Consider the following 21,972-nt stretch of genomic DNA (forward strand, 5'->3'; position numbering starts at 1 on the left):
GGCGCCGGGCGGTACGGGCCACGCCGTCCGCCGCCGTGGCCGCCGTCGTCGAGGCCTGCAGGCTCGACGGAGCGGTGGTCATGGCAGGGACCTCAGTCGCCGACCTCGGCGCGGCCCTCGGCCCACGCCGTGTTCAGCTCGTCGAAGATCTGCTGCTTCGTCTTCGCGCCCGAGCGGGCCGCGTCGATCGTCGCCTGGCGGAACTTCGGGTCCGTCGTGACGATGCCGGACGCCGTGTCGATGTCCGCGAACAGCGACTCCTTGCCCTCGGGTGCGGGGTTCAGCGTGATGAGCTCGACCTGCTCCATGAAGGTCTGCAGCTCGGCGGGGACCGGGCCGTCCTTGAGCGGGGACAGGCCGACCTGCGACTCCGAGTAGCCGGACTCCTTGTTGAACCAGTCGATCCAGGCGCGCGCCGTGACCTTGTTGTCGGAGTTCACGTTGATGCCGAGGTTGTAGTCGCCGCCCGCGACCGCGTGGAACGTGCCGTCGACCTGCACCGGGACCGGCATGTAGGCGATGTCGTCGGCGCTGGCGCCCGCGTCCTCCGCCGCGGCCTGCATCTGCGGCAGGGCCCAGGAGCCGAGCACCATCGTGGCGACCTGGCCGGTGCCGAGCAGGCGCTTCGACTCCTCCCAGTTCGTCGTCGTCGGGTCGGCCTCGACCAGCTCCTGCGCGACGGCGTCGTAGATCGTGCCGTCGACCACGCCGTAGTCGGTGCCCTCGGCCCACGGCTCGTCCGACCCGGTGATCGTGTTCTTCCAGTCCGGGTCGGCCGTGACGGCGCCCAGCCAGCCGTCCCACTGGGACAGCGGCCAGCCGTCCTTGTAGTTGGTGTAGAGCGGGGCCACCTCCGCGAGGCCGGCGTCCTTGATCGTCTGCAGGCCCGCGAGGAACTCCTCCGGCGTCGTCGGGAACTCCGTGACGCCGGCCTCGTCCCACACGCGCTTGTTGTAGACGACGCCCTGCACGTTGCCGACGACCGGGATGCCGTACGACTGACCCTCGAAGGACTTGTCGTTGACCCAGTTGTACGTCTCGTTCATCTCCTCCTGGCTGCCCAGGGGCTCGAAGAACTGGGAGAACTGGTCGGGGGTCACGGAGCCGGGGATGGCGAGGACGTCGCCGTACTCGTCGGTGTTCATGCGCGTCTTCACCTCGCCCTCGTAGTCGGTGAGGGCCTCGACGGTCACGTCCGTGACGTCGGGGTAGGCGGCCGTGAACTGCTCGACGTACTCGTCGAACGTGCCGTCCTCGACGAGGTCGGTGCGCCAGGTGAGGACCGTGATCTCGCCCGACGGCTCGCCGCTGGTGTTCTCCTCGCCGCCGCCGGACCCGCTGCCCGAGCAGGCGGCGGTCAGGGCGAGCACCGTGAGTGCCGCGGACGCCGCGGCGACGCGCGCACGTCGCTGGTGAAGGAACATCCTTGATCCTCTCGTCGAGGCCGGCACCTCGGTGTGCCGACGACAGGTGCGTGCCGGCCGACCCCGAGGGGGCGTCCGCGCGCCGTGGTAGATTCTTAGGCCGCTGAACAAAGTAAGTCAACGGGCGTGTCGACGCGGACCCGTCGTCGTGTCCATATCGTTAGGGCACGCGCGGCGACCCCCGCCGCGGACGGACGGAGGACGCGTGAACGGTGCGCAGCCGGGGCTCGGTGCCGCCCACGCCAGCAGCCGGGCGGCGATCCTCGACGTCATCCGTGCCGCCGGGACGATCAGCCGGGTCGAGCTCACGCGCGCGACGGGCCTGACCGCCGCCACCGTCTCCACGGTCGTGCGGCGGCTCCTGGACGAGGGGCTCGTCGTCGAGGCCGGGCGCGCCGAGTCCACCGGCGGCAAGCCGCGCATGCTCCTGCGGCTCGACCCGTACGCGCGGTACGCCGTCGGCGTGCACCTCGACCACGCCGGCATCACGTACGTCATCGCCAATCTCGGCGGCGCCGTCGTCGCGCGGTGGCGGCGGCCCGGCGCCGGCGCCGACGACCCGCGCGACGTCGTCGCCCGCATCGCCGCCGAGGTCGCCGCCACCCTCACGCGCACCGGCATCGACCCCGCGCTCGTGCTCGGCGTCGGCGTCGTCTCGCCCGGGCCGATCTCGACGTCGACCGGCATGACGCTCACCCCGCCCGTCATGCAGCACTGGGCGGAGTTCCCGCTCGCCGCCGCCATCGGCGACGCCACGGGCCTGCCCGTGCTGCTCGACAACGACGCGACCGCCGCGGCGGTGGGGGAGTACTGGTCCGGCGGCGTGGCCACCGGCGCCGCGTGCGCCACCCTCTACATGGGCACGGGCATCGGCGCGGGGATCGTCGTCGACGGCACCGTCTACCGCGGCCGCAGCTCGAACGCCGGCGAGATCGGCCACGTCTGCGTCGCGCTCGACGGCCCCGCGTGCTGGTGCGGCAGCCGCGGCTGCGTCGAGGCCTTCGCCGGGCCCGCGGCCGTCGTGGCGCAGGCCGCCGCGGCCGGCGTCGAGCTGCCGGGCCGCGGCGTCTCGGAGGACTTCGCGGCCCTGGCCCGGGCCGCGGCGCGCGGCGACGCCGAGCCGATGCGGCTGCTGCGCGCGTCCGCCGAGTACCTCGGCGTCGCGGCGCAGACCCTCGCGAACGTCCTCGACCTCGACCTCGTCGTGCTCACCGGGCCGTCGTTCGCGCTCGCGGGCTCGCTCTACCTGCCGGCCGTGCAGGAGCGGCTCGCGCGCGGCTTCTTCGCGCGCGGTGCGCACCCGGTGCGCGTGACGATCTCGACGCACGCGTCCGAGGCCGCGGCCGTCGGCGGTGCGGCGCTCGTGCTGCAGAGCGAGCTCGCGCCGCGCCAGGCGGGCATGCGTATGGTCGTCGACGCGCTCACGGACCTGCCGACCGGGGCCTGACGCACCCGCGGCCGGCCCGTGCCCGTCAGGGCAGCAGCCGGTCCAGGCCCGCCTCGGGGATGGGGGCCCACGTCGGCCGGTTGCGGGCCTCGTAGACGACCTCGTAGAGCGTCTTGTCGAGCTCGAGCGCCCGCAGGAGCACCGCGCGCGTCGCCTCGTCGGCGTCGGCCGGCGCCCCGGCCGCGTAGCCGGCGAGGAAGCCGTCGCGCGCGTCGGCCGTCCAGGCGGCGGCCGAGTCGCCCGTGAGCCCGCCGACCGCGGCCGCGTAGTCGAACGAGCGGAGCACGCCGGCGACGTCGCGCAGCGCGAGGTCTGGGCGCGTGCGCTCCGCGAGCGGTGCGAGCGGCTCGCCCTCGAAGTCGATGACGAACCACCGGTCGCGCGAGCGCAGCACCTGGCCCAGGTGCAGGTCGCCGTGCACCCGCTGGCGCGGGGGCGTGGCCGGCAGCGCCGCGACCTGCGCCGCCACCGCCCGGACCGCGTCCGCGCGGTCGGCCACGCGGGGGACGGCCGCGGTGGACCACGCCAGGCGCGTCGTGAGGGCCTGCGACACCGTGGCGGGGCCGGCCGCGTCGTCGGTCGTGCCGAAGGCCCGCGCGAGCGCGCCGTGCATGCCGGCGACGACCTCGCCCAGCTCGTGCGCGAGCCCGCCGAACGCCCGGCCCTCGCGCGCGTGCAGGCACGCGAGCTCGAAGCCGTCCTCGGCGCCCGGCACGAACGCGCTCATCACGCCGGCGTAGCCCACGACGGGCGCCGCACCGGCGGGCGCCCACCGCACCTGCGCCCACGCGAGCGGCTCGGGCACGCCGCCCCAGCCCTGCTCGGTCAGGCGGCGCGGCACGTCGATGTCGGGGTTGTCGCCGGCCGCCACGGTGCGGAGCACCTTGAGGATGCCGACGGGGGCCCCGGTCGCCCGGTCGGGCAGCACGACCGACGTGTTCGACTGCTCGCCCGTGACGACGCGGGCGGCCGTCACGTCGACGTCCGCACCCGGCCCGTCCGCGTGCGCGAGCCACGCCGCGAGGAACGTCGCGTGCCCCGCACCGTCGAGGACCGTCCGGTCGCCGAGCGTGCCGACGACCGACGCGGTGCCGCCGGTCGGGCCCGGCACGAGCACGAGCGGGACCTGCAGCAGCACGTCGACCGAGCCGGCGCGGGCACGCACGAGCAGCACGCGCACGTCGTCGGCGAGGTCGACCGTCGCCACCGGCGTCAGCTCCGCCTCGGCACCCTTGACGGGGTACCAGCGGCGCTCGGGCAGCCAGCCCCGCAGCAGCCCGACGAGCTCGCCGTCGAGGTGGTCGGGGTCCCGGGCGTCGAGGATCACGGTGCGGTCAGCTCCAGCCAGTAGAAGTCGCGCGAGCCGAGGGTGAACGTCACCGTCCCGTCGGCGCGCACGTCGGGGAACGCGGACCCGCCGAACACGTCGCGCAGGTGCCACCCGACGTGGTCCGGCAGCGTGACGGTGGCCGCGCGGGCCGTCGCCGCCATGTTCGCCACCACCAGCATCGTCTCGTCGTCGGTGCGGCGCAGGAACGTCAGGACGGCGTCGTTGTCGCACGGGACGACGTCGAACGTGCCGCTGCCCAGCGCCTTGTGCCGGCGCCGGACCGCGAGCATGCCGTGCACCCAGTGCAGCAGCGACGTCGGCTGGGCGAGCTGCGACTCCACGTTGATGTTGCCGTAGTGGTAGACGAGCGACTGCACGACCGGCAGGTACAGCTTGCCGGGGTCGGCCACCGAGAAGCCGGCGTTGCGGTCGGGCGTCCACTGCATCGGCGTGCGCACCGCGTCGCGGTCCGGCAGCCAGATGTTGTCGCCCATGCCGATCTCGTCGCCGTAGTACAGGCAGGGGCTGCCCGGCAGCGAGAGCAGCAGGGCGTGCGCCAGCTCGATCTCCTTGCGGGAGTTGTCGAGCAGCGGCGCGAGCCGCCGGCGGATGCCGACGTTCGCGCGCATGCGCGAGTCGGGTGCGTACCACCCGTACATCGACGCGCGCTCCTCGGTCGAGACCATCTCGAGCGTCAGCTCGTCGTGGTTGCGCAGGAACGTGCTCCACTGGCCCGCCGACGACGGGATGGGCGGCGTGTCGGCGAGGATGTCGACGATCTGCGTCGCGCGCTGGTCGCGCAGGCCGTAGAAGATGCGCGGCATCACGGGGAAGTGGAAGCACATGTGGCACTCCGGCGCCTCCTCGGTGCCGAAGTAGTGCACGACGTCCTCGGGCCACTGGTTCGCCTCGGCGAGCATGATGCGGCCGGGGAACTCGGTGTCGATCATGCGGCGCAGGTCGGCGAGGAACTGGTGCGTCTCCGGCAGGTTCTCGCAGTTCGTGCCCTCGGCCTCGAACAGGTACGGCACCGCGTCGAGCCGGAACCCGTCGACGCCCATGTGCAGCCAGAACCGCGCGACGTCGAACATCGCGTCGACCACGCGCGGGTTCTCGAAGTTGAGGTCCGGCTGGTGGGAGAAGAACCGGTGCCAGAAGTACTGGCGCCGCACGGGGTCGAACGTCCAGTTCGACGTCTCGGTGTCGACGAAGATGATCCGCGCGTCCTGGTAGCGCGTGTTGTCGTCGCTCCACACGTAGAAGTCGCCGTACGGGCCCTCGGGGTCCGAGCGGGACGCCTGGAACCACGGGTGCTGGTCGCTCGTGTGGTTCATGACGAGGTCGACGACGATGCGCATGCCGCGGCGGTGGCACTCCTGCACGAGCGTGCGGAAGTCCTCGATCGTGCCGTACTGCGGCGCGACGGCCGTGTAGTCCGAGACGTCGTACCCGCCGTCGCGCATGGGCGACGGGTAGAACGGCGGCAGCCACAGGCAGTCGACGCCCAGCCACTGCAGGTAGTCCAGGCGCTGCACGAGGCCCGCGAGGTCGCCGCTGCCCTGCCCCGACGAGTCGGAGAACGTGCGCAGCATGACCTCGTAGAAGACGGCCGTGCGGTACCACTCGGGGTCGTCGTCGCGGCCGTCGCGCACCAGCACCGGCTCCGGCACCGCCGGCTGCCGGCGCGCGGGCAGGCCGCCGAGCGCGATGGCGCCCGTCGTGGGCGGGGGCTCCCGGTGGCGCGCCGTGGTCACACCGCCGGCGTCCGCCGTGGCGTGCGGCAGGCCGGGGTCGGTCGTGCGCCCCGAGAAGTCCCCCGGGACCGTGCCGCCGGGGGTGCGGACGTCGGCGCTCACGCCGTCACGCCCGGGTGCTCGAGGTGGACGACGTGCGCGACGCGGACGGACGGGTCCAGCCGCACGTACGGGTGCGACGTCCACGCGTACGTCTCCTGCGAGAGCACGTCGTGCGCGACGACGGCGCGGTCGGTGGGCAGGCCGAACGCGGCCAGGTCGAGCTCGAGCACGCCATCGCGCGGGTTCGCGGTGTCGAGGTTCACCACCACGACCACGGTGTCGGCGCGGCCCGTGGGGGAGTGCTCGGCGTCGAGGTGCCGCGAGAAGCAGACGAGCGCGTCGTCCGTGGTGGGGTGCACCCGCACGTCCCGCAGCTGCTGCAGCGCGGGGTGCGCGCGGCGGATCTCGTTGAGGCGGCCGATGAGCAGCGCGATGCCGAGGTCGTCCGCGCGCGCCCAGTCGCGCGGCCGGAACTCGTACTTCTCGTTGTCGATCTGCTCCTCGACGCCCGGCCGGGGCACGTTCTCGACCAGCTCGTACCCGGAGTAGACGCCCCACGTGGGCGCGCCCAGCGCCGCGAGCACCGCCCGCACCGCGAAGCCCGTGACGCCGGTGGCCTGCAGGTACGGGGGCAGGATGTCGTGCGTCGTCGGCCAGAAGCTCGGGCGCATCCACGCGCCCTGCTCGCCGCCCACCTCGGCGAGGTACTCCTCGAGCTCGGCCTTCGTGTTGCGCCAGGTGAAGTACGTGTACGACTGGTGGAAGCCGATCTTCGCGAGCGTCAGCATCATCGCGGGGCGCGTGAACGCCTCCGACAGCCAGATGACGTCCGGGTGGTCGCGCCGCACGTCCGCCAGCAGGCGCTCCCAGAACGACAGCGGCTTGGTGTGCGGGTTGTCGACGCGGAACAGCGTCACGCCGTGGTCGATCCACACCTGCACGACGCGACGGATCTCCCGGTAGATCCCCTCCGGGTCGTTGTCGAAGTTCAGCGGGTAGATGTCCTGGTACTTCTTCGGCGGGTTCTCCGCGTACGCGATCGTGCCGTCCGCGCGCGTCGTGAACCACTCCGGGTGCTCGCGCACCCACGGGTGGTCCGGCGACGCCTGCAGCGCCAGGTCGAGCGCGACCTCCATGCCGAGGTCGTGGGCGCGCGCCACGAACGCGTCGAAGTCCTCGAACGTGCCCAGCGACGGCTCGATGGCGTCGTGGCCGCCGTCGGGCGAGCCGATCGCGTACGGCGAGCCCGGGTCGCCCGGCTCCGCCGCCAGCGCGTTGTTGCGCCCCTTGCGGTGCGACGTGCCGATCGGGTGGACCGGCGTCAGGTACACGACGTCGAAGCCCATCGAGGCGATGCGCGGCAGCTCGCGCGCCGCCGTGCGCAGGGTCCCGGACGTCCACTCGCCCGTCGCCTCGTCGTACGTCGCGCCGTGCGAGCGGGGGAACAGCTCGTACCAGGCGCCGGTGAGCGCGAGGCGGCGGTGCACGACCAGCGGGTAGGACCGGGACGACGTCACGAGGTCGCGCAGCGGCGTGCGGGCGAGCGCGTCACGCACGTCGGTCGCGAGGCCGGCGGCGAGCCGGGCGGCCGGCGGGCGGCTCGTGTCCTCGAGCGCCGCGACGGCGTCGAGCAGCGTGCGGGCGTCGCGCTCGGGCATCGCGTCGGCGCCCGTGCGACCGGCGGCGCGGGACAGCACCCGTGCGCCCTCGGTCAGCATGAGCTCGACGTCCACGCCGGCCCCGACCTTGATCGCGGCGTCGTGCGACCACGTGCCGTACGGGTCGGACCAGCCCTCGACGCGGAACGTCCAGTCGCCCTCCGCGTCGGGCACGAGGTGCGTCTCGAACCGGTCGAGACCCGGCGCGACGTCGACCATCCGCGCCCACGAGTGGTCCGTGCCGTCCGGGCGCGTGAGCACCGCGGTCGCGCCGACCGCGTCGTGCCCCTCGCGGAACACCGTCGCGCGCACCGGGACGGGCTCGCCGACGACCGCCTTCGCGGGGAAGCGGCCCTCCTCCGCGACGGGGGAGACGTCGACGACGGGGATCCGGCCGACCGGGAGCGCGGGCGGCAGGGGGGCGGCGGCCGTGGGTGCGGCCGCGGGCGCCGGCGCGGCGGCGGGTGCCGGCGGGGCCGCCGGCGCGGCCGCGGGTGCGGTGGGGGCCGACGGCGCGGCCGCGGGTGCGGTCGGGGCCGCCGGGGGGGCGGCCGCCGGGGTCTCGGGGCTCGACGGGACGGGCGCGGTGGCACGCGGCCGGCCGGGTGTCGTGGCCGGTGACGATCGACGCGGACGCTGGGGAGTCCTCACGCGACGAACCTATCCGCCACCCCCGTCCCCCGGCATCCGCAGCGAGCGCGTCGCCCCCGACCCGGACGCCCGTCCGGTTCGACCGGTCCGAAGGGCTGTGCGAATCGTCCCGAATGCGTAGTCTGCGGCCGTGAGAGCCATCCGCAGGTTCACCGTGCGCACCGTGCTGCCGGCACCGCTCGCCGCCCTGGACACCCTCGCCCGCAACCTGCGCTGGTCGTGGCACCCCGCCACGCGCGCCGTGCTGGCGGACGTCGACCGCGCCCTGTGGGACGAGGTGCAGGGCGACCCCGTCGCCTTCCTCGGTGCGCTGGGCCGCGAGCGGCTGGCGGCGCTCGCGGCCGACGAGCGGTTCGTCGCCCGCGTCCGCGCGGCCGCGGCGGACCTCACGGCGTACCGGCACGAGCCCCGCTGGTACCAGCGGCTGTCCGGGGCGGCGCTGCCCGCGACGGTGGCCTACTTCTCGCCGGAGTTCGGGCTCGCCGCCGCGCTGCCGCAGTACTCCGGCGGGCTCGGGATCCTCGCGGGCGACCACCTCAAGAGCGCGTCCGACCTCGGCGTCCCGCTCGTCGGCGTGGGGCTGCTCTACCGCTCCGGCTACTTCCGGCAGGCCCTCGACCGGGCCGGCTGGCAGACGGAGACGTACCCGGTGCTCGACCCGGACGACCTGCCGCTGACCCTGCTGCGCGAGGAGGACGGCACCCCCGCCGCGGTGCGCCTCGCGCTGCCGGGCGCCCGCACGCTGCACGCGCAGGTGTGGGTGGCGCAGGTCGGGCGCGTGCCGCTCCTGCTGCTGGACTCCGACGTGCCGGCCAACGACGACGCCGGGCGGCGCGTGACCGACCGCCTGTACGGCGGCGGGGGCGAGCACCGCCTGCAGCAGGAGCTGCTGCTGGGGGTCGGGGGCGTGCGCGCGCTGCGCGCGTGGGCGCGCCTGACGGGTGCGTCGGCGCCCGACGTGTTCCACACCAACGAGGGGCACGCGGGCTTCCTCGGCGTCGAGCGGATCCGCGAGCTCGTCGCCGACGGCGCGGACGTGCCGACGGCCCTCGAGCTGGTGCGCGCGACGACCGTCTTCACCACCCACACGCCCGTGCCCGCCGGCATCGACCGGTTCGAGGCGGACGTCGTGGGCCGGTACGTCGACGCGCTCGTCGGCGACGACGACCTGCCGACCGCGACTGTGCTCGCGCTCGGCGCGGAGGACCACGAGGGCGGCGACCCCCTCACGTTCAACATGGCGCTCATGGGCCTGCGGCTCGCGGCCCGCGCCAACGGCGTCTCGCTGCTGCACGGGCGGGTGTCGCGCGAGATGTTCGCGCCGCTGTGGCCCGGGTTCGACGCCGCCGAGGTCCCCATCGGGTCCATCACCAACGGCGTGCACGCGCCGACCTGGGTCGCCCCCGAGCTGACCGAGCTCGCCGCGGGCCGGATGACGCCCCAGGAGCTCGCCACCGGGCGCGGCTGGACGAGCCGGCAGGCGGTGACCGACGAGCAGCTCTGGGACGTGCGCGGACGGCTGCGCGCACGGCTCGTCGCCGACGCGCGCGACCGCGTGCGGGCGTCGTGGCGCCAGCGCGGCGCGACCGACGCCGCGCTCGGCTGGGTCGACGAGGTCCTGTCGCCGGACGTGCTGACCATCGGGTTCGCGCGGCGCGTGCCCACGTACAAGCGGCTGACCCTCATGCTCGCCGACCCCGGGCGGTTCCGGTCGCTGCTGCTGGACCCCGAGCGCCCGGTGCAGGTGGTCGTCGCCGGCAAGGCGCACCCCGACGACGTCCCGGGCAAGAAGCTCATCGCCGAGCTCGTGGCGTTCGCCGACCAGCACGACGTGCGGCACCGCATCGTGTTCCTGCCGGACTACGACATGCGGATGGCGTCGACGCTCTACCCGGGCTGCGACCTGTGGCTGAACAACCCGCTGCGCCCGCTCGAGGCCTGCGGCACCTCCGGCATGAAGGTCGCGCTGAACGGCGGGCTCAACCTGTCCGTCCGCGACGGCTGGTGGGACGAGTGGTACGACGGCGAGAACGGCTGGGTCATCCCCACCGCGGACGGGGTCGACGACCCGGAGGCGCGGGACGCGCTGGAGGCCGCGGCGCTGTACGACGTCCTCGAGCAGCAGGTGGTGCCGCGCTTCTACGACCGCGACGAGGACGGCGTGCCGCGCCGCTGGCTCGGGATGGTGCGGCACACGCTCGCGACGCTCGGGCCGAAGGTGCAGGCCACGCGCATGGTCGCGGACTACGTGGCGCACCTGTACGTGCCGGCCGCCGCCGCGGGGGCCGAGCTCGCCGCCGACGACCGGGCCGGGGCGCAGGAGCTGGCGGCCTGGAAGGCGCGCGTGCGGGAGGCGTGGCCTGCCGTGCACGTGGACCACGTCGACTCCGGCGGGGTGGAGGGGTCCGCGCAGGTCGGGGACCGGCTGCACGTGCAGGCGTGGGTCGGGCTCGGCGAGCTCGCACCCGAGGACGTGGAGGTCCAGGTGCTGCACGGCCCGGTCGGCCCGGACGACGAGCTGACGTCCTTCCGCACCGACGCGCTCGAGGTCACCGAGACGTTCGAGGCCGGGCGGTACGCGTTCGAGGGCGACGTCCCGCTCGAGGCCACGGGCGCGTTCGGCTGGACGGTGCGCGTCGTGCCGCGGCACCCCGGGCTGACGTCGCCGGCGGAGCTCGGGCTGGTGGCGTCAGCGGGCTGACGCGGCGCGGGCGCTCAGAGCACGTCGACGAGCGCACGTCCCGTGACGCGCCCGGTGTACAGGCAGCCGCCGAGGAACGTCCCCTCGAGGGCGCGGTGGCCGTGCACCCCGCCGCCGCCGAAGCCGGCGGCCTCGCCGACCGCCCACAGACCCGGCAGGACCTCGCCGTCGGGCCGCAGCACGCGCCCCTCGAGGTCCGTCGCGAGGCCGCCGAGGGTCTTGCGCGTCAGCACCGACAGGCGCACCGCGTGCAGCGGGCCGTGCGCCGGGTCCAGCAGCCGGTGCGGCGGCGCCACGCGGATCAGCCGGTCGACGACGTACCGGCGCGCCATGGCGGTCGCCACGACCTGCGCGTCCTTGCCGAGCCCGGTCGCGACCTGCGCGTCCCGGGCGGCGATGGTGCGGGTGAGGCGGTCGGCGTCGACCCGGTCCGTGCCGGTGAGGGCGTTCATGCCGGCGGCCAGGCCGGCGGGCGTGTCGGCGGTGACGAACTCGGGCGACCGGGACGCGAACTCCTCGACGGGCCCGACGGCGCCGGGCAGCACCCGCTGGAGCAGCTGCGGCACGCTGCGGCACGTGAGGTCGGGGTTCTGCTCGGACCCGGACAGCGCCAGCTCGGCGCCGAGGATCGTGCGGTCGAGGACGAACCACGAGTGGTCGTCGCCGCGGCCGGTGACGTGCCGCAGGGCGCCGAGGGAGTCGAACCCGGGGAACAGGGGCGGCGGCAGGCGCTCGCCGTCCGCGTCGAGCCACAGCGAACTGGGCCCCGGCAGGATGCGGATGCCGTGCCGCGACCAGACCGGCGTGTGGTTCGCGATGCCCTCCGGGTAGTGCCACATCCGCCCGGCGTGCGCGACGTGGGCGCCGGCGTCCCGCGCGGCCGCGATGCCCGACCCGTCGACGTGGTCGGGCACGCCGGACAGCATGCGGGCGGGCAGCGGGCCCGCGTCCGCGGGCCACGCCGCGCGCACGAGGTCGTGGTCGCCGCCGATGCCGCCCGTCGCCACGACGACCGCCGGTGCGGCCACCTCGAACGTGCCGACGCCCGTGCGGCCGGACGGCGCGCCGCGCGGCGCCGGGTCGGGGGCGAGGACGTCGCCGCGGACGCCCGTCACGCGCCCGTCCGTCACGACGAGGCCGGTGACGCGGTGCCGGAACCGGACCTCGACGCGGCCCGCGCGGCGGCCGTCGAGCAGCGCGCGCACGAACGGCTCGAGCACGCCCGGACCCGTGCCCCACGTCACGTGGAACCGGGGCACCGAGTTGCCGTGCCCGTCCGCGAGGTAGCCGCCGCGCTCGGCCCACTGCACGAGCGGGAACCAGCGGACACCGAGGCGGTGCAGCCACGCGCGCATGCCTCCCGAGGCGAAGTCGACGTACCCCTCGGCCCACGCGCGGCCCCACCGGTCGGAGCCGTCGGCGGCGAACCCGGCGGAGCCCAGCCAGTCGGCGAGCGCCAGCTCGGCCGAGTCCCGCACGCCCAGCCGGCGCTGCTCGGGGGAGTCGACGAGGAAGAGCCCGCCGAACGACCACCACGCCTGCCCGCCGAGGCTCGCGGGCGGCTCGGCGTCCAGCAGCAGCACCCGCCGGCCCGCGGCCAGCAGCTCGGCGGTGGTGACCAGGCCCGCGAGCCCGGCGCCGACGACCACGACGTCGTGGTGGTTCATGGGCCGCACTGTAGGTGAGGACGGCAGGCGGGCGGGGACGTCAGGTCAGGACGGCGGCGCGGCGTCCTCGGCGAGCACGTACACCCGCATGCTCAGCGGCTCGAGCGTCGTCACCTGCCCGGCCGGCGCGTGCGGCACGGCGCCGTCGGTGCCCGCCCCGCCCTCGGCGGGGTGCTCGCGGACGGAGTCCCACGCGAGGCACCACGGGCGGTCGGGGTCGCCGGCGAGCGTGACGTCGACCGGGTCGAGCGCGCCGTTCACGACGAGCAGCACGCGGTCGTCGTCGGGGGCGACGCGGACCATCTGGAACGTGCGGATGGCGGCGTCGTGCCAGCGCGCGTGGTCGAACTCGGCGCCGTCCGCCCCGTACCAGGCGAGGTCGGGCGGGCCGCCCGGGCGCACGGGCGTGCCGGAGTAGAACCGGTCGCTGCGCAGCGCGGGGTGCTCGCGGCGCAGCGCGATCAGGTGCCGCGCGGTCGCGAGCTGGTCCGCGCGCCAGTCCGTGAGGTCCCAGCGCACCCACGAGATCTCGCTGTCCTGGCAGTACGCGTTGTTGTTGCCCTGCTGCGTGCGGCCCATCTCGTCGCCGGCCGTGATCATCGGCGTGCCGGCCGACAGCACGAGCGTCGCGAAGAGGTTGCGGATCGAGCGGCGGCGCAGCGGCGCGACGTCGGCGGCCGGGGAGTCGGCCGTCACCGGGCCCTCCACGCCGTGGTTCCACGACCGGTTGTCGTCCGAGCCGTCCCGGTTCTGCTCGCCGTTGGCCATGTTGTGCTTGTGGTTGTAGGCCACGAGGTCGGCCATCGTGAAGCCGTCGTGCGCCGTCACGTAGTTGACCGACGCGCCCGGGCCGCGCAGCAGCGGCGGCGTGCCGTGGCCGAACAGGTCGACGGAGCCCGACAGGCGCGTCGCGAGGTCGCGGACGCGGTGGCCCGGCAGGCCGTGCGCGGCGCGTCCCGGGTCGGCCAGCCAGAACGAGCGCACCGCGTTGCGGAACCGGTCGTTCCACTCCGCGAACGGCGGCGGGAACTGCCCGGTGCGCCAGCCGCCGAGGCCCACGTCCCACGGCTCGGCGACGAGCTTGAGGCCGGCGAGCACCGGGTCGGTCGCGGCGGCGACGAGCGCCGCGTGGTCCGCCCGGTAGCCGTCGTGGCTGCGTCCCAGCGTCACGGCGAGGTCGAAGCGGAACCCGTCGACGCCCACGACCTGCGCCCAGTACCGCAGCGAGTCGAGCATCGTGGTGACGACGCCGGCCCGCGAGAAGTCGAGCGAGTTGCCGGTGCCGGTGACGTCGTCGAGCGCCGCGGGGACCCCGCCGAGGTGGCGGTAGTAGTACGCGTTGTCGAGCCCGCGCCACGCGACGTGCTGGCCGGGCAGGCCGCCCTCGCAGGTGTGGTTGTAGACGACGTCGAGGAGCACCTCGAGGCCTGCCTCGTGCAGCGCGTGCACCGCGCCGCGGACCTCGTCGAGGACCGCCGCCGGCCCGGCGGCGCGTGCCGCAGGGCTCGCGTACGCCGCGTGCGGCGCGAAGAAGCCGAGCGTGCTGTAGCCCCAGTAGTTCGTCAGGCCCTTCTCGACGAGGTGCGGCTCGGACGTGGACGCGTGCACCGGCAGCAGTTCGAGCGCCGTCACGCCGAGGCCCAGCAGGTGGTCGAGCACCGCGGGGTGCGCGAGCGCCGCGTACGTGCCGCGCAGCTCGGGCGGCACGGCCGGGTGCAGGTGGGTGAGCCCCTTGACGTGGGCCTCGTAGACGACGGTGCGGTCCCACGGCGTCCACGGGCGGTTCGCCGCCGGGTCCGGGCCCGGCAGGTCCCGCGTGTCGACGACGACGCCGTGCGGCACGTGCGCCGCGGAGTCGCGCGGGTCCGGCGGCCCGTACGGGTCGCCGGCGAGGTCGTCGCCGACGACGTGCCCGTACGTGGGCGGCCCGTAGGTCATCTCCCCGACGAGCCCGCGGGCGTACGGGTCGACGAGCAGCTTGGCCGGGTTGTACCGCAGGCCGTGCGCGGGCTCCCAGGGGCCGTGCGCACGCAGCCCGTACCGCTGCCCGGGCCGCACGCCGGGCACGGACGCCGTCCACACGCCGAGGCGCGGCCCCTCCAGCGGGACGCGGCGCTCGGTCGGCGCGTCCGCGGGGCCGTCGAGCAGGCACAGCTCCACGGCCGTCGCGTGCGGGGCCAGCACGGCCACGTCGACGCCGGCGTCCGTGGCGTGGACGCCCAGCCGGTACGGCCGCGTCGCGGCGCCGGGGGTCGGGGGAGCGCTCACACGTCCATGGTGCCAGGACGTGCGTCCGGGTGGCCGCCCGGACGGGCACGGCCGGTGCCGCTGCCCACGGAGCGGTCACCGCGTCCCGGCGCGCGGGTCGGCGGTAACGTTCGGCGCGTGAGGATCGTCGTCTGCGTGAAGTTCGTCCCGGACATCCAGTCGGACCGGCAGCTCGGTCCCGACGGCCGCGTCGTGCGGGACGGGGGCGACGGCACCCTCAACGAGCTCGACGAGAACGCCGTCGAGGCCGCCCTGACGCTCGTCGAGGAGCACGGCGGCGAGGTGGTCGTGCTCACGGTCGGCCCCGACGACGCCGTCGACGCCGTGCGCAAGGGCCTGCAGATGGGCGCCGACGCGGCCGTGCACGTGCGCGACGACGCGGCCGCCGGCTCGGACGCCCTCGGCACCGCCGCGGTCCTCGCCGCGGCCGTGCGGCACCTGTCCGCCACGTCGCCCGTCGACCTCGTGGTCACCGGTATGGCGGGCCTCGACGGGCTGACGTCGCTGCTGCCGACCGCGCTCGCGGAGCACCTCGACCTGCCCGCGCTGCCGCTCGCGGCCGAGCTCGCCGTCGACCCCGGCGCGGGCACCGTCACCGTGACGCGCAACCTCGACCACGCGTCGGAGACGCTCACCGCCGCCCTGCCGGCGCTCGTGTCCGTCACGGACCAGATCAACGAGCCGCGGTACCCGAACTTCAAGGGCATCATGGCCGCCCGCAAGAAGCCGGTGGAGACGCTCGCGCTCGCCGACCTGGGCGTGGACCCCGCGACCGTCGGCCTCGCCGGCGCCCGCACGCAGGTGCTCGAGGCGGCGCCGCGCCCGCCGCGCGAGGACCGGGTGCTCGTCAACGACACCGGCGACGCGGGCGCGCGGCTCGCCGCCTGGCTCGTCGACCGTCGGCTCGTCTGAGCCCGCGCGGCCGCCCCGCACGACCGTCACCCCGCGACCGAACCCCGAGGACACCGACGTGACCGCCACCCCCGTGCTCGTCCTGCTCGACCACGCCGCCGACGGCACGCTGCGCCCGCCGGTGCGCGAGCTGCTGACGCTCGCGCGCACGCTCGCCGACGGCGCCCCCGTCGAGGGCGTCTGGGCCGGCACGCTGGACACGGCGGCCGCCCTGCCCGTGCTCGGCGCGCAGGGCGTCACGACCGTGCACCGGCTCGTCACCGACGCGGACCTGCACCTGTCGGCCGTCGTCGCCGACGGGGTCGTGCAGGTGCTCGGCGCGACCGGGGCGACCCTGCTGCTGGCCGTGTCGTCGTTCGAGAACAAGGAGACGCTCGCGCGCGTCGCGGTCCGCACGGGCGCGGGCGTCGTCACGGACGCCGACGGCGTGACGGTCGAGGACGGCCGCGTCGTGACCCACAAGACCGTGCTCGCGGGCACCTGGACGACGCGCTGCGCCGTCACCGCCCCCGTGGCGCTGGTGACCGTCAAGGCGAACTCGGTCGCGGCGGAGGACGTCGCGACGCCGACGCAGCCGGCGCTCGCCGAGCACGCCGTGGACGTCTCCGAGGCGTCGCGCCGCGTGCGGCTGGTCGAGCGCACCGAGCGCGCGGACTCCGGGCGGCCCGACCTGGGCTCGGCGCACGTCGTCGTCGTGGGCGGCCGCGGCACCGAGGGTGACTTCGGCCCCGTCGAGGAGCTCGCCGACGTGCTCGGCGGCGCGGTCGGCGCGACGCGCGTCGCCACGGACGAGGGCTGGATCGGCCACGACGCCCAGATCGGCCAGACCGGCGTCACCATCTCGCCGCGCCTGTACATCGGCGCGGGCGTCTCGGGCGCCGTCCACCACCGCGGCGGCATGCAGGCGTCCGGCACCGTCGTCGCGGTCAACTCCGACCCGGACGCGCCGATCTTCGAGATCGCCGACTTCGGCGTCGTCGGGGACCTGTTCACCGTCCTGCCGCAGGCCGCCGCGGAGCTGCGCCGGCTGCAGGGCTGACGCCGCCGGCGCCGGCCCAGGTCAGGTCAGGTCAGGTCGCGCAGCCAGCGCAGCGTGGCCGCCGCCTGCGCGGCCTGGAACCGGCGCAGGTTCGGGATCCCCGGGGGCGCCGGCTGGCCCGACGCCCACGCGAAGTAGCCCGCCAGGCCGGTGAGGCCCGCCCGCAGGTCGGACGGCGTCACGCCGTCGGACACGGGCCGCTCCGCGAAGATCCGTGCCGGGTCGCCGCCGCCCTGCAGCGCGACGCTCGGCAGCATGAACGCCAGGTCGAGCCACGGCGCGCCGACCGACGCGTGGGGCCAGTCGATGAGCCACACGCGGCCGTGCCCGTCCTCGACCATGACGTTGTCCGCGCGCAGGTCGCCGTGCACGAGGCTGTCGCCCGCGCACACGCGCAGCGCGTCCTGCTCGAACCGCACGAGGTCGTCGAGGTGGTCGAGCGCCCAGCGGCCCGGCTCGCCCACGCCCGCGACGATCTCGCCGCGGTGCTGCGGCGCGACGCGGTGCAGCGACCGCCAGCCGGTGAAGTCGTGCGCGAGCTGGTCGTCGGTGCGCGGCAGGTCGTGACCCGGCAGCGGCTCGGCGTCCGCGAGCGCGTCGACGGCGGCGAGGACGAGCTGCAGGTCGTCGGTGCGCCACGGGAGCTCGGGCTGGCGGCCCTGCACGGCGTCGAAGCCGAGGATCACCCACTCGCCGTCGTCGTCCCACCAGCGCAGGCGGGGCGCGGGGACCTCCGGCGGGAGCGCGCGGGCGGCGCGGATCTCGGCGCGGGCGAGGTCGGGCGACTCGGGATTCTGGTCGGGGGAGACCGCCTTGACGAACACCGCGCGGCCGTCGGTGAGCTCGAGCACGGCCACGAAACCGGGGGAGAACCCGCTGGTCGGCGTCGACTCCGCGGTGACGCGAGCGCCCGCGAGCGTCTGGATGCGCTCCCGCACGTGGCGGGGGAGGTCGCGCCAGTCGAGCCGCTGGCCGCCGAAGGCGAGCGGAAGCGCGATGACGTCGTCGGCACTCACGCGCACATCCTGCCAGCAACAGCCCGCGCGGCACGGGTGAACGTCCGTCCTGACCGCCTCGCGCGCAGGTCCTTCGCAGGACGTCCCCACGCCGGGTCGGCACGCCCGGCCCCGCGCACCCGTGCGGGGCAGGTGCCCGCGCGGGCGGACCCCCGCGGGAGCGTTCGTAGACTGACCGGGTGAGCGTTCCCCGCCCGCGCGCGGCCTACCTGGACCACGCGTCCACCACACCGATGCTGCCCGCCGCCGTCGAGGCGCTCACGGCCGCGCTCGCGCACGTCGGGAACCCGTCCTCGCTGCACACCGCGGGCCGCGCCGCCCGCCGGACCGTCGAGGAGGCGCGCGAGCGCCTCGCGGCGTCGCTGGGCGCGCGGCCGAGCGAGGTCGTGTGGACCGCGGGCGGCACGGAGGCCGACAACCTCGCGGTCAAGGGCCTGTTCTGGGCGCGGCGCACCGCGGACCCCGCGCGCCGGCGCCTGCTCGTCTCGGCGGTCGAGCACCACGCCGTCCTCGACCCGGCGTTCTGGATGGCGGAGCACGCGGGCGCCGAGCTCGTCCTGCTCCCCGTGGACGCCGACGGGGTCGTCGAGGTGGAGGCGCTGCGCGAGGAGCTGGAGCGCCACCCGGACGCCGCGGCGCTCGTGTCGGTGATGTGGGCGAACAACGAGGTCGGGGCGGTGCAGCCGGTCGAGGAGGTCGTCGCGCTCGCGCACCGGCACGGCGTGCCCGTGCACGTCGACGCGGTGCAGGCCGTGGGCCAGGTGCCGGTGGACCTGGCGGCGTCGGGCGTCGACGCGCTCACGGTGAGCGGGCACAAGGTCGGCGGGCCGGGCTCGGCCGGCGCCCTGCTCGTGCGCCGGGGGCTCGACCTCACGCCGGTGCTGCACGGCGGCGGGCAGGAGCGGGGGGTGCGGTCGGGCACGCTCGACGCGCCGCTGCTGGCGTCGTTCGCGGTGGCCGTCGAGGCGGCGGTCGCCGACCGCGCGGAGCACGCGGCTCGCGTCGGGGCGCTGCGCGACGACCTGGTGCGGCGCGTGCTCGACGCCGTGCCGGGCGCCGTCCTGCGGGGCCCCGCCGACGCCGGGCGCCGCGTGCCCGCGGACGCGACCCGCCGCCTGCCGGCCAACGCGCACCTGACGTTCGCGGGCTGCGAGGGCGACTCCCTGCTGTACCTGCTCGACGCGGCGGGCGTCGAGGCGTCGACCGGGTCGGCGTGCCAGGCGGGTGTGCCCCGCCCCTCGCACGTGCTGCTCGCGATGGGCGTCGGCGAGGACGACGCGCGCGGCGCGCTGCGGTTCAGCCTCGGGCGCACGTCGACGGCCGCCGACGTCGACGCGGTGCTCGACGTGCTGCCCGGCGCGGTCGAGCGCGCCCGCGCGGCCGGTCTGACGTCGGTGGGCGTCTGATGCGGGTGCTGGCCGCCCTGTCCGGGGGCGTCGACTCCGCCGTCGCCGCCGCGCGGGCCGTGGACGCCGGGCACGACGTCGTCGGCGTGCACATGGCGCTGTCCCGCACGCCCGCGCAGGAGCGCACCGGGTCGCGCGGGTGCTGCTCGATCGAGGACGCCGGCGACGCGCGCCGGGCCGCCGACGTGCTCGGCATCCCGTACTACGTGTGGGACATGTCGGAGCGGTTCGAGCGGACGGTCGTCGCGGACTTCCTCGCCGAGTACGCCGCCGGCCGCACGCCCAACCCGTGCGTGCGCTGCAACGAGCACGTGAAGTTCGCGGCGCTCCTCGACAAGGCGCTCGCGCTCGGCTTCGACGCCGTGTGCACGGGCCACTACGCGCGCGTCGTGACGCACGACGACGGCCGTCGCGAGCTGCACCGCGCGGCGGACGCCGCGAAGGACCAGTCGTACGTGCTCGCCGTCATGGGGCCGGAGCGGCTCGCGCGGTCGCTGTTCCCGCTGGGCGACGCGCCGTCGAAGGCGCACGTGCGCGCCGAGGCCGCAGCCCGCGGGCTGTCCGTGTCGGCCAAGCCGGACTCCTACGACATCTGCTTCGTGGCCGACGGCGACACGCAGGGGTTCCTGCGCGACCGGCTCGGGTCGCAGCCGGGGGAGGTCGTCGACGAGACCGGCGCGGTGGTCGGCTCGCACGACGGCGCGTACGCGTACACGGTGGGGCAGCGGCGCGGGCTCGCGCTCGGGCGGCCGGCGCCGGACGGGCGGCCCCGGTACGTGCTGAGCGTCGAGCCGGTGCAGCGGCGGGTCGTCGTGGGGCCGGCCGAGCGGCTCGAGGTCGCGCGGGTGACGGCCGACGAGGCGGTCTGGTACGGCCCCGTGCCGGTGCCGGGGACCGCGTGCACGGTGCAGGTGCGGGCGCACGGCGCGCCGGTGGCGGCGCGCGTGCGCGCGGCGGACGACGGGACGGTGACGGTGGACGTGGGTGCCGGCGCGGGCGGCGGCGTGGGTGGCGAGGGTGACGCCGGCGGGGACGGGCGCGGGCTGCGCGGCGTCGCCGCCGGCCAGTCGCTGGTCCTCTACGACGGCACGCGCGTCGTCGGGCAGGGCACCGTGCGCGCCACCGTGTCGCCCGCCGGGCTCGCCGACGCGCGGGCGCACGCATGACCGGCGTCACGGGCGCCGGGCCCTGGCCGGGCACGGCCGCGCTCGAGGCGGCGACGACCGTGGTCGGGGACCTCGTCGACACCCCGTCGGAGGTCACCGGGCTGCCCTTCGCGCCCGTCCTGCCGGCGCGCGGGCCGTGGGGCGACCGGACCGGTGCGGCCCTCGCGCTGCTCGAGGAGCTGCCGGCCGAGCTCGGGCCGCACGGCTGGAAGCTCGCCGACCGGCCCGGCGGCGACCTGACCCGCGCCCGCGCCCTCGCGCGGGAGGACCTGGAGGCGCTCGCGGTCGCCGCGCACGGGTACGCCGGCCCGCTCGTGCTGCCGCTGCTCGGCCCGCACACGCTCGCCGCGGAGGTGTACCTCGCCCGCGGCGACCGCGTCGTGTCCGACCCCGGGGCGCTGCGGGAGGTCGTGGCGTCCCTCGCCGCCGGCCTCGCGGGGCGGGTCGCCGACGTGCGTCGCGTCGTGCCCGGCGCCGCCGTGCGCGTGCTGCTGCACGAGCCGATGCTGGCGGCCGTGCTCGCCGGCGTCGTGCCGACCTTCTCCGGCCGCGACCGGCTGCGCCGCGTGCCCGGGCCCGTGGCGGCCGAGGGCCTCGGCGCGGTCGCGGACGCGGCGCGCGCGGCGGGCGCCGAGGCCGTCGTCGTGCACGGCGGCACGGCGTGGGCCGCGCTGCCCGCGGTGCGTGCGTCGTCCGCCGACGGCGCCGCGCTCGCGGTCGCGGGCATCGGCGAGCGGGGCTGGGAGGAGGTGGCGCAGCTCGTCGAGGACGGGCGTGCCTTCTGGCCAGAGCCGCCGCCGCAGGCCACGTCGCAGTGCGCCGGCCCGGACGTCGTCGGGCAGGCGGACGCGGTCACGCGGCCCTGGCGCACGGTCGGGCTGCCGGTCGCCGGCCTGCGCGACCTCGTGCTCGTCGCGGGCGCCCCGGACCCGGCGGCGGCGCCGGACGACGCGCGCGGCGCGCTCGCCGGCCTCGTGCGGGCCGCGGGCGTCGTGGCGGAGCGGGGCGACGCGTGAGCGCGCCGGCCGGGACGCCGCGCCGCCGCGGCCCGAGCCGCCGGCGCGCGCTCGCGCTGCTGGTCGCGTCGGGGCTCGCCCTCGTGGGCGTCGTCACGCTCGGCGTCGTCTACGCGGGGATCGGCGTGCGGACGCTGCGCGCGTCGGTCACGGCCGACCAGCCGTGCCTCGTCGCGTACGACCAGGACGTCGCCGGGGCGCGCGTGCGCTACACCGTGCTGCCGGCGGAGGGCGTCTGCACGTGGGACGTCGACGGACGCAGCACGGACGTCGTGATCGCGTCGGCGCCCACGCCGCTCGTCGCGGGTGCCTGGGTGCTCGCCGTGGGCGGGGTGGCGGGCGTCGGCGTCGTCCTCGTCCCGCGTCCCGTCCGCGCTCGCCCGAACGGATGACGGCCCCCGGCGGTGCGGGCGCGCCGCCGCAGGTCATCGCCGTGCCGGCGCGATCCTCGCGGTGGGCGGGCCGCCGGCGCGCG

General features: G+C 76.3%; 15 protein-coding genes. 8 read left to right on the forward strand and 7 right to left on the reverse strand.

The features are described 5' to 3' along the window. Positions 1–92: 92 nt before the first annotated feature. Complete coding sequence (locus ACFUMH_RS06285; protein ID WP_378202080.1) at positions 93–1,424, reverse strand: ABC transporter substrate-binding protein; 1,332 nt, start codon at positions 1,422–1,424, stop codon at positions 93–95. A 205-nt stretch (positions 1,425–1,629) separates the two neighbouring features. Here ACFUMH_RS06285 and ACFUMH_RS06290 point away from each other — a divergent pair, with 205 nt between their 5' ends. Next, the gene (locus ACFUMH_RS06290) at positions 1,630–2,871 is read left to right on the forward strand and encodes an ROK family protein (protein ID WP_378202083.1); all 1,242 of its coding nucleotides are present in this window, start codon (positions 1,630–1,632) and stop codon (positions 2,869–2,871) included. Positions 2,872–2,896: 25 nt separating this feature from the next. Here the strand turns inward: ACFUMH_RS06290 and ACFUMH_RS06295 are convergent, their stop codons facing one another. The 3 genes from ACFUMH_RS06295 to ACFUMH_RS06305 form a co-directional block, all read right to left on the reverse strand. Then, entirely contained in the window at positions 2,897–4,198 is a 1,302-nt protein-coding gene (locus ACFUMH_RS06295; RefSeq protein WP_378202086.1) for a phosphotransferase, read from the reverse strand. Then, entirely contained in the window at positions 4,195–5,955 is a 1,761-nt protein-coding gene (gene treS / locus ACFUMH_RS06300; protein ID WP_378202164.1) for a maltose alpha-D-glucosyltransferase, read from the reverse strand. Before treS ends, ACFUMH_RS06295 begins: the two co-directional genes overlap by 4 nt. Positions 5,956–6,053: 98 nt before the next feature. Then, positions 6,054–8,306 (reverse strand): alpha-1,4-glucan--maltose-1-phosphate maltosyltransferase, encoded by a 2,253-nt coding sequence (locus tag ACFUMH_RS06305; RefSeq protein ID WP_378202090.1) that lies wholly within the window; start codon positions 8,304–8,306, stop codon positions 6,054–6,056. A 130-nt stretch (positions 8,307–8,436) separates the two neighbouring features. Here ACFUMH_RS06305 and glgP point away from each other — a divergent pair, with 130 nt between their 5' ends. Then, positions 8,437–11,007 (forward strand): alpha-glucan family phosphorylase, encoded by a 2,571-nt coding sequence (gene glgP, locus ACFUMH_RS06310; protein WP_378202093.1) that lies wholly within the window; start codon positions 8,437–8,439, stop codon positions 11,005–11,007. Between the two features lie 14 nt (positions 11,008–11,021). Here the strand turns inward: glgP and ACFUMH_RS06315 are convergent, their stop codons facing one another. Both ACFUMH_RS06315 and glgX read right to left on the reverse strand, forming a co-directional pair. Continuing rightward, a complete protein-coding gene (locus ACFUMH_RS06315) occupies positions 11,022–12,674 on the reverse strand; it encodes an FAD-binding dehydrogenase (RefSeq protein WP_378202096.1) in 1,653 nt (550 codons plus the stop codon). A 45-nt stretch (positions 12,675–12,719) separates the two neighbouring features. After that, the gene (gene glgX / locus ACFUMH_RS06320) at positions 12,720–14,942 is read right to left on the reverse strand and encodes a glycogen debranching protein GlgX (RefSeq protein WP_378202099.1); all 2,223 of its coding nucleotides are present in this window, start codon (positions 14,940–14,942) and stop codon (positions 12,720–12,722) included. Between the two features lie 117 nt (positions 14,943–15,059). Between glgX and ACFUMH_RS06325 the strand changes: the two genes are divergently transcribed. Together ACFUMH_RS06325 and ACFUMH_RS06330 are read left to right on the forward strand one after the other, a co-directional pair. Continuing rightward, positions 15,060–15,854: an electron transfer flavoprotein subunit beta/FixA family protein gene (locus tag ACFUMH_RS06325; protein ID WP_378202102.1), complete on the forward strand. Its 795-nt coding sequence runs from the start codon at positions 15,060–15,062 to the stop codon at positions 15,852–15,854. A 58-nt stretch (positions 15,855–15,912) separates the two neighbouring features. Next, positions 15,913–16,893, forward strand: a complete 981-nt coding sequence (locus ACFUMH_RS06330) for an electron transfer flavoprotein subunit alpha/FixB family protein (RefSeq protein ID WP_378202105.1) — start codon at positions 15,913–15,915, stop codon at positions 16,891–16,893. Between the two features lie 26 nt (positions 16,894–16,919). Here the strand turns inward: ACFUMH_RS06330 and ACFUMH_RS06335 are convergent, their stop codons facing one another. Next, positions 16,920–17,909 (reverse strand): phosphotransferase family protein, encoded by a 990-nt coding sequence (locus ACFUMH_RS06335; protein ID WP_378202108.1) that lies wholly within the window; start codon positions 17,907–17,909, stop codon positions 16,920–16,922. Positions 17,910–18,142: 233 nt separating this feature from the next. Here ACFUMH_RS06335 and ACFUMH_RS06340 point away from each other — a divergent pair, with 233 nt between their 5' ends. The 4 genes from ACFUMH_RS06340 to ACFUMH_RS06355 are packed head-to-tail and all read left to right on the forward strand — an operon-like array spanning position 18,143 to position 21,889. Further along, complete coding sequence (locus ACFUMH_RS06340; RefSeq protein WP_378202167.1) at positions 18,143–19,315, forward strand: cysteine desulfurase family protein; 1,173 nt, start codon at positions 18,143–18,145, stop codon at positions 19,313–19,315. Further along, positions 19,315–20,481, forward strand: coding sequence for a tRNA 2-thiouridine(34) synthase MnmA (gene mnmA / locus ACFUMH_RS06345; RefSeq protein WP_378202111.1), 1,167 nt, complete (start codon positions 19,315–19,317; stop codon positions 20,479–20,481). Before ACFUMH_RS06340 ends, mnmA begins: the two co-directional genes overlap by 1 nt. Continuing rightward, positions 20,478–21,497, forward strand: a complete 1,020-nt coding sequence (locus ACFUMH_RS06350) for a hypothetical protein (protein WP_378202114.1) — start codon at positions 20,478–20,480, stop codon at positions 21,495–21,497. The genes mnmA and ACFUMH_RS06350 overlap by 4 nt, the downstream gene beginning before the upstream one ends. Next, entirely contained in the window at positions 21,494–21,889 is a 396-nt protein-coding gene (locus tag ACFUMH_RS06355) for a hypothetical protein (protein WP_378202117.1), read from the forward strand. Before ACFUMH_RS06350 ends, ACFUMH_RS06355 begins: the two co-directional genes overlap by 4 nt. Positions 21,890–21,972 lie beyond the last annotated feature (83 nt).

This window comes from Cellulomonas sp. NPDC057328 (assembly GCF_042667215.1).
Lineage (GTDB): Bacteria > Actinomycetota > Actinomycetes > Actinomycetales > Cellulomonadaceae > Cellulomonas.

Excerpts from the sequence above, each read along its gene's own strand:
- ACFUMH_RS06350 (WP_378202114.1), top strand. The coding sequence starts at position 20,478 with ATGACCGGCGTCACGGGCGCCGGGCCCTGGCCGGGCACGGCCGCGCTC.
- ACFUMH_RS06340 (WP_378202167.1), top strand. The coding sequence starts at position 18,143 with ATGCTGCCCGCCGCCGTCGAGGCGCTCACGGCCGCGCTCGCGCACGTC.
- ACFUMH_RS06315 (WP_378202096.1), bottom strand. The coding sequence starts at position 12,674 with ATGAACCACCACGACGTCGTGGTCGTCGGCGCCGGGCTCGCGGGCCTG.
- mnmA (WP_378202111.1), top strand. The coding sequence starts at position 19,315 with ATGCGGGTGCTGGCCGCCCTGTCCGGGGGCGTCGACTCCGCCGTCGCC.
- ACFUMH_RS06285 (WP_378202080.1), bottom strand. The coding sequence starts at position 1,424 with ATGTTCCTTCACCAGCGACGTGCGCGCGTCGCCGCGGCGTCCGCGGCA.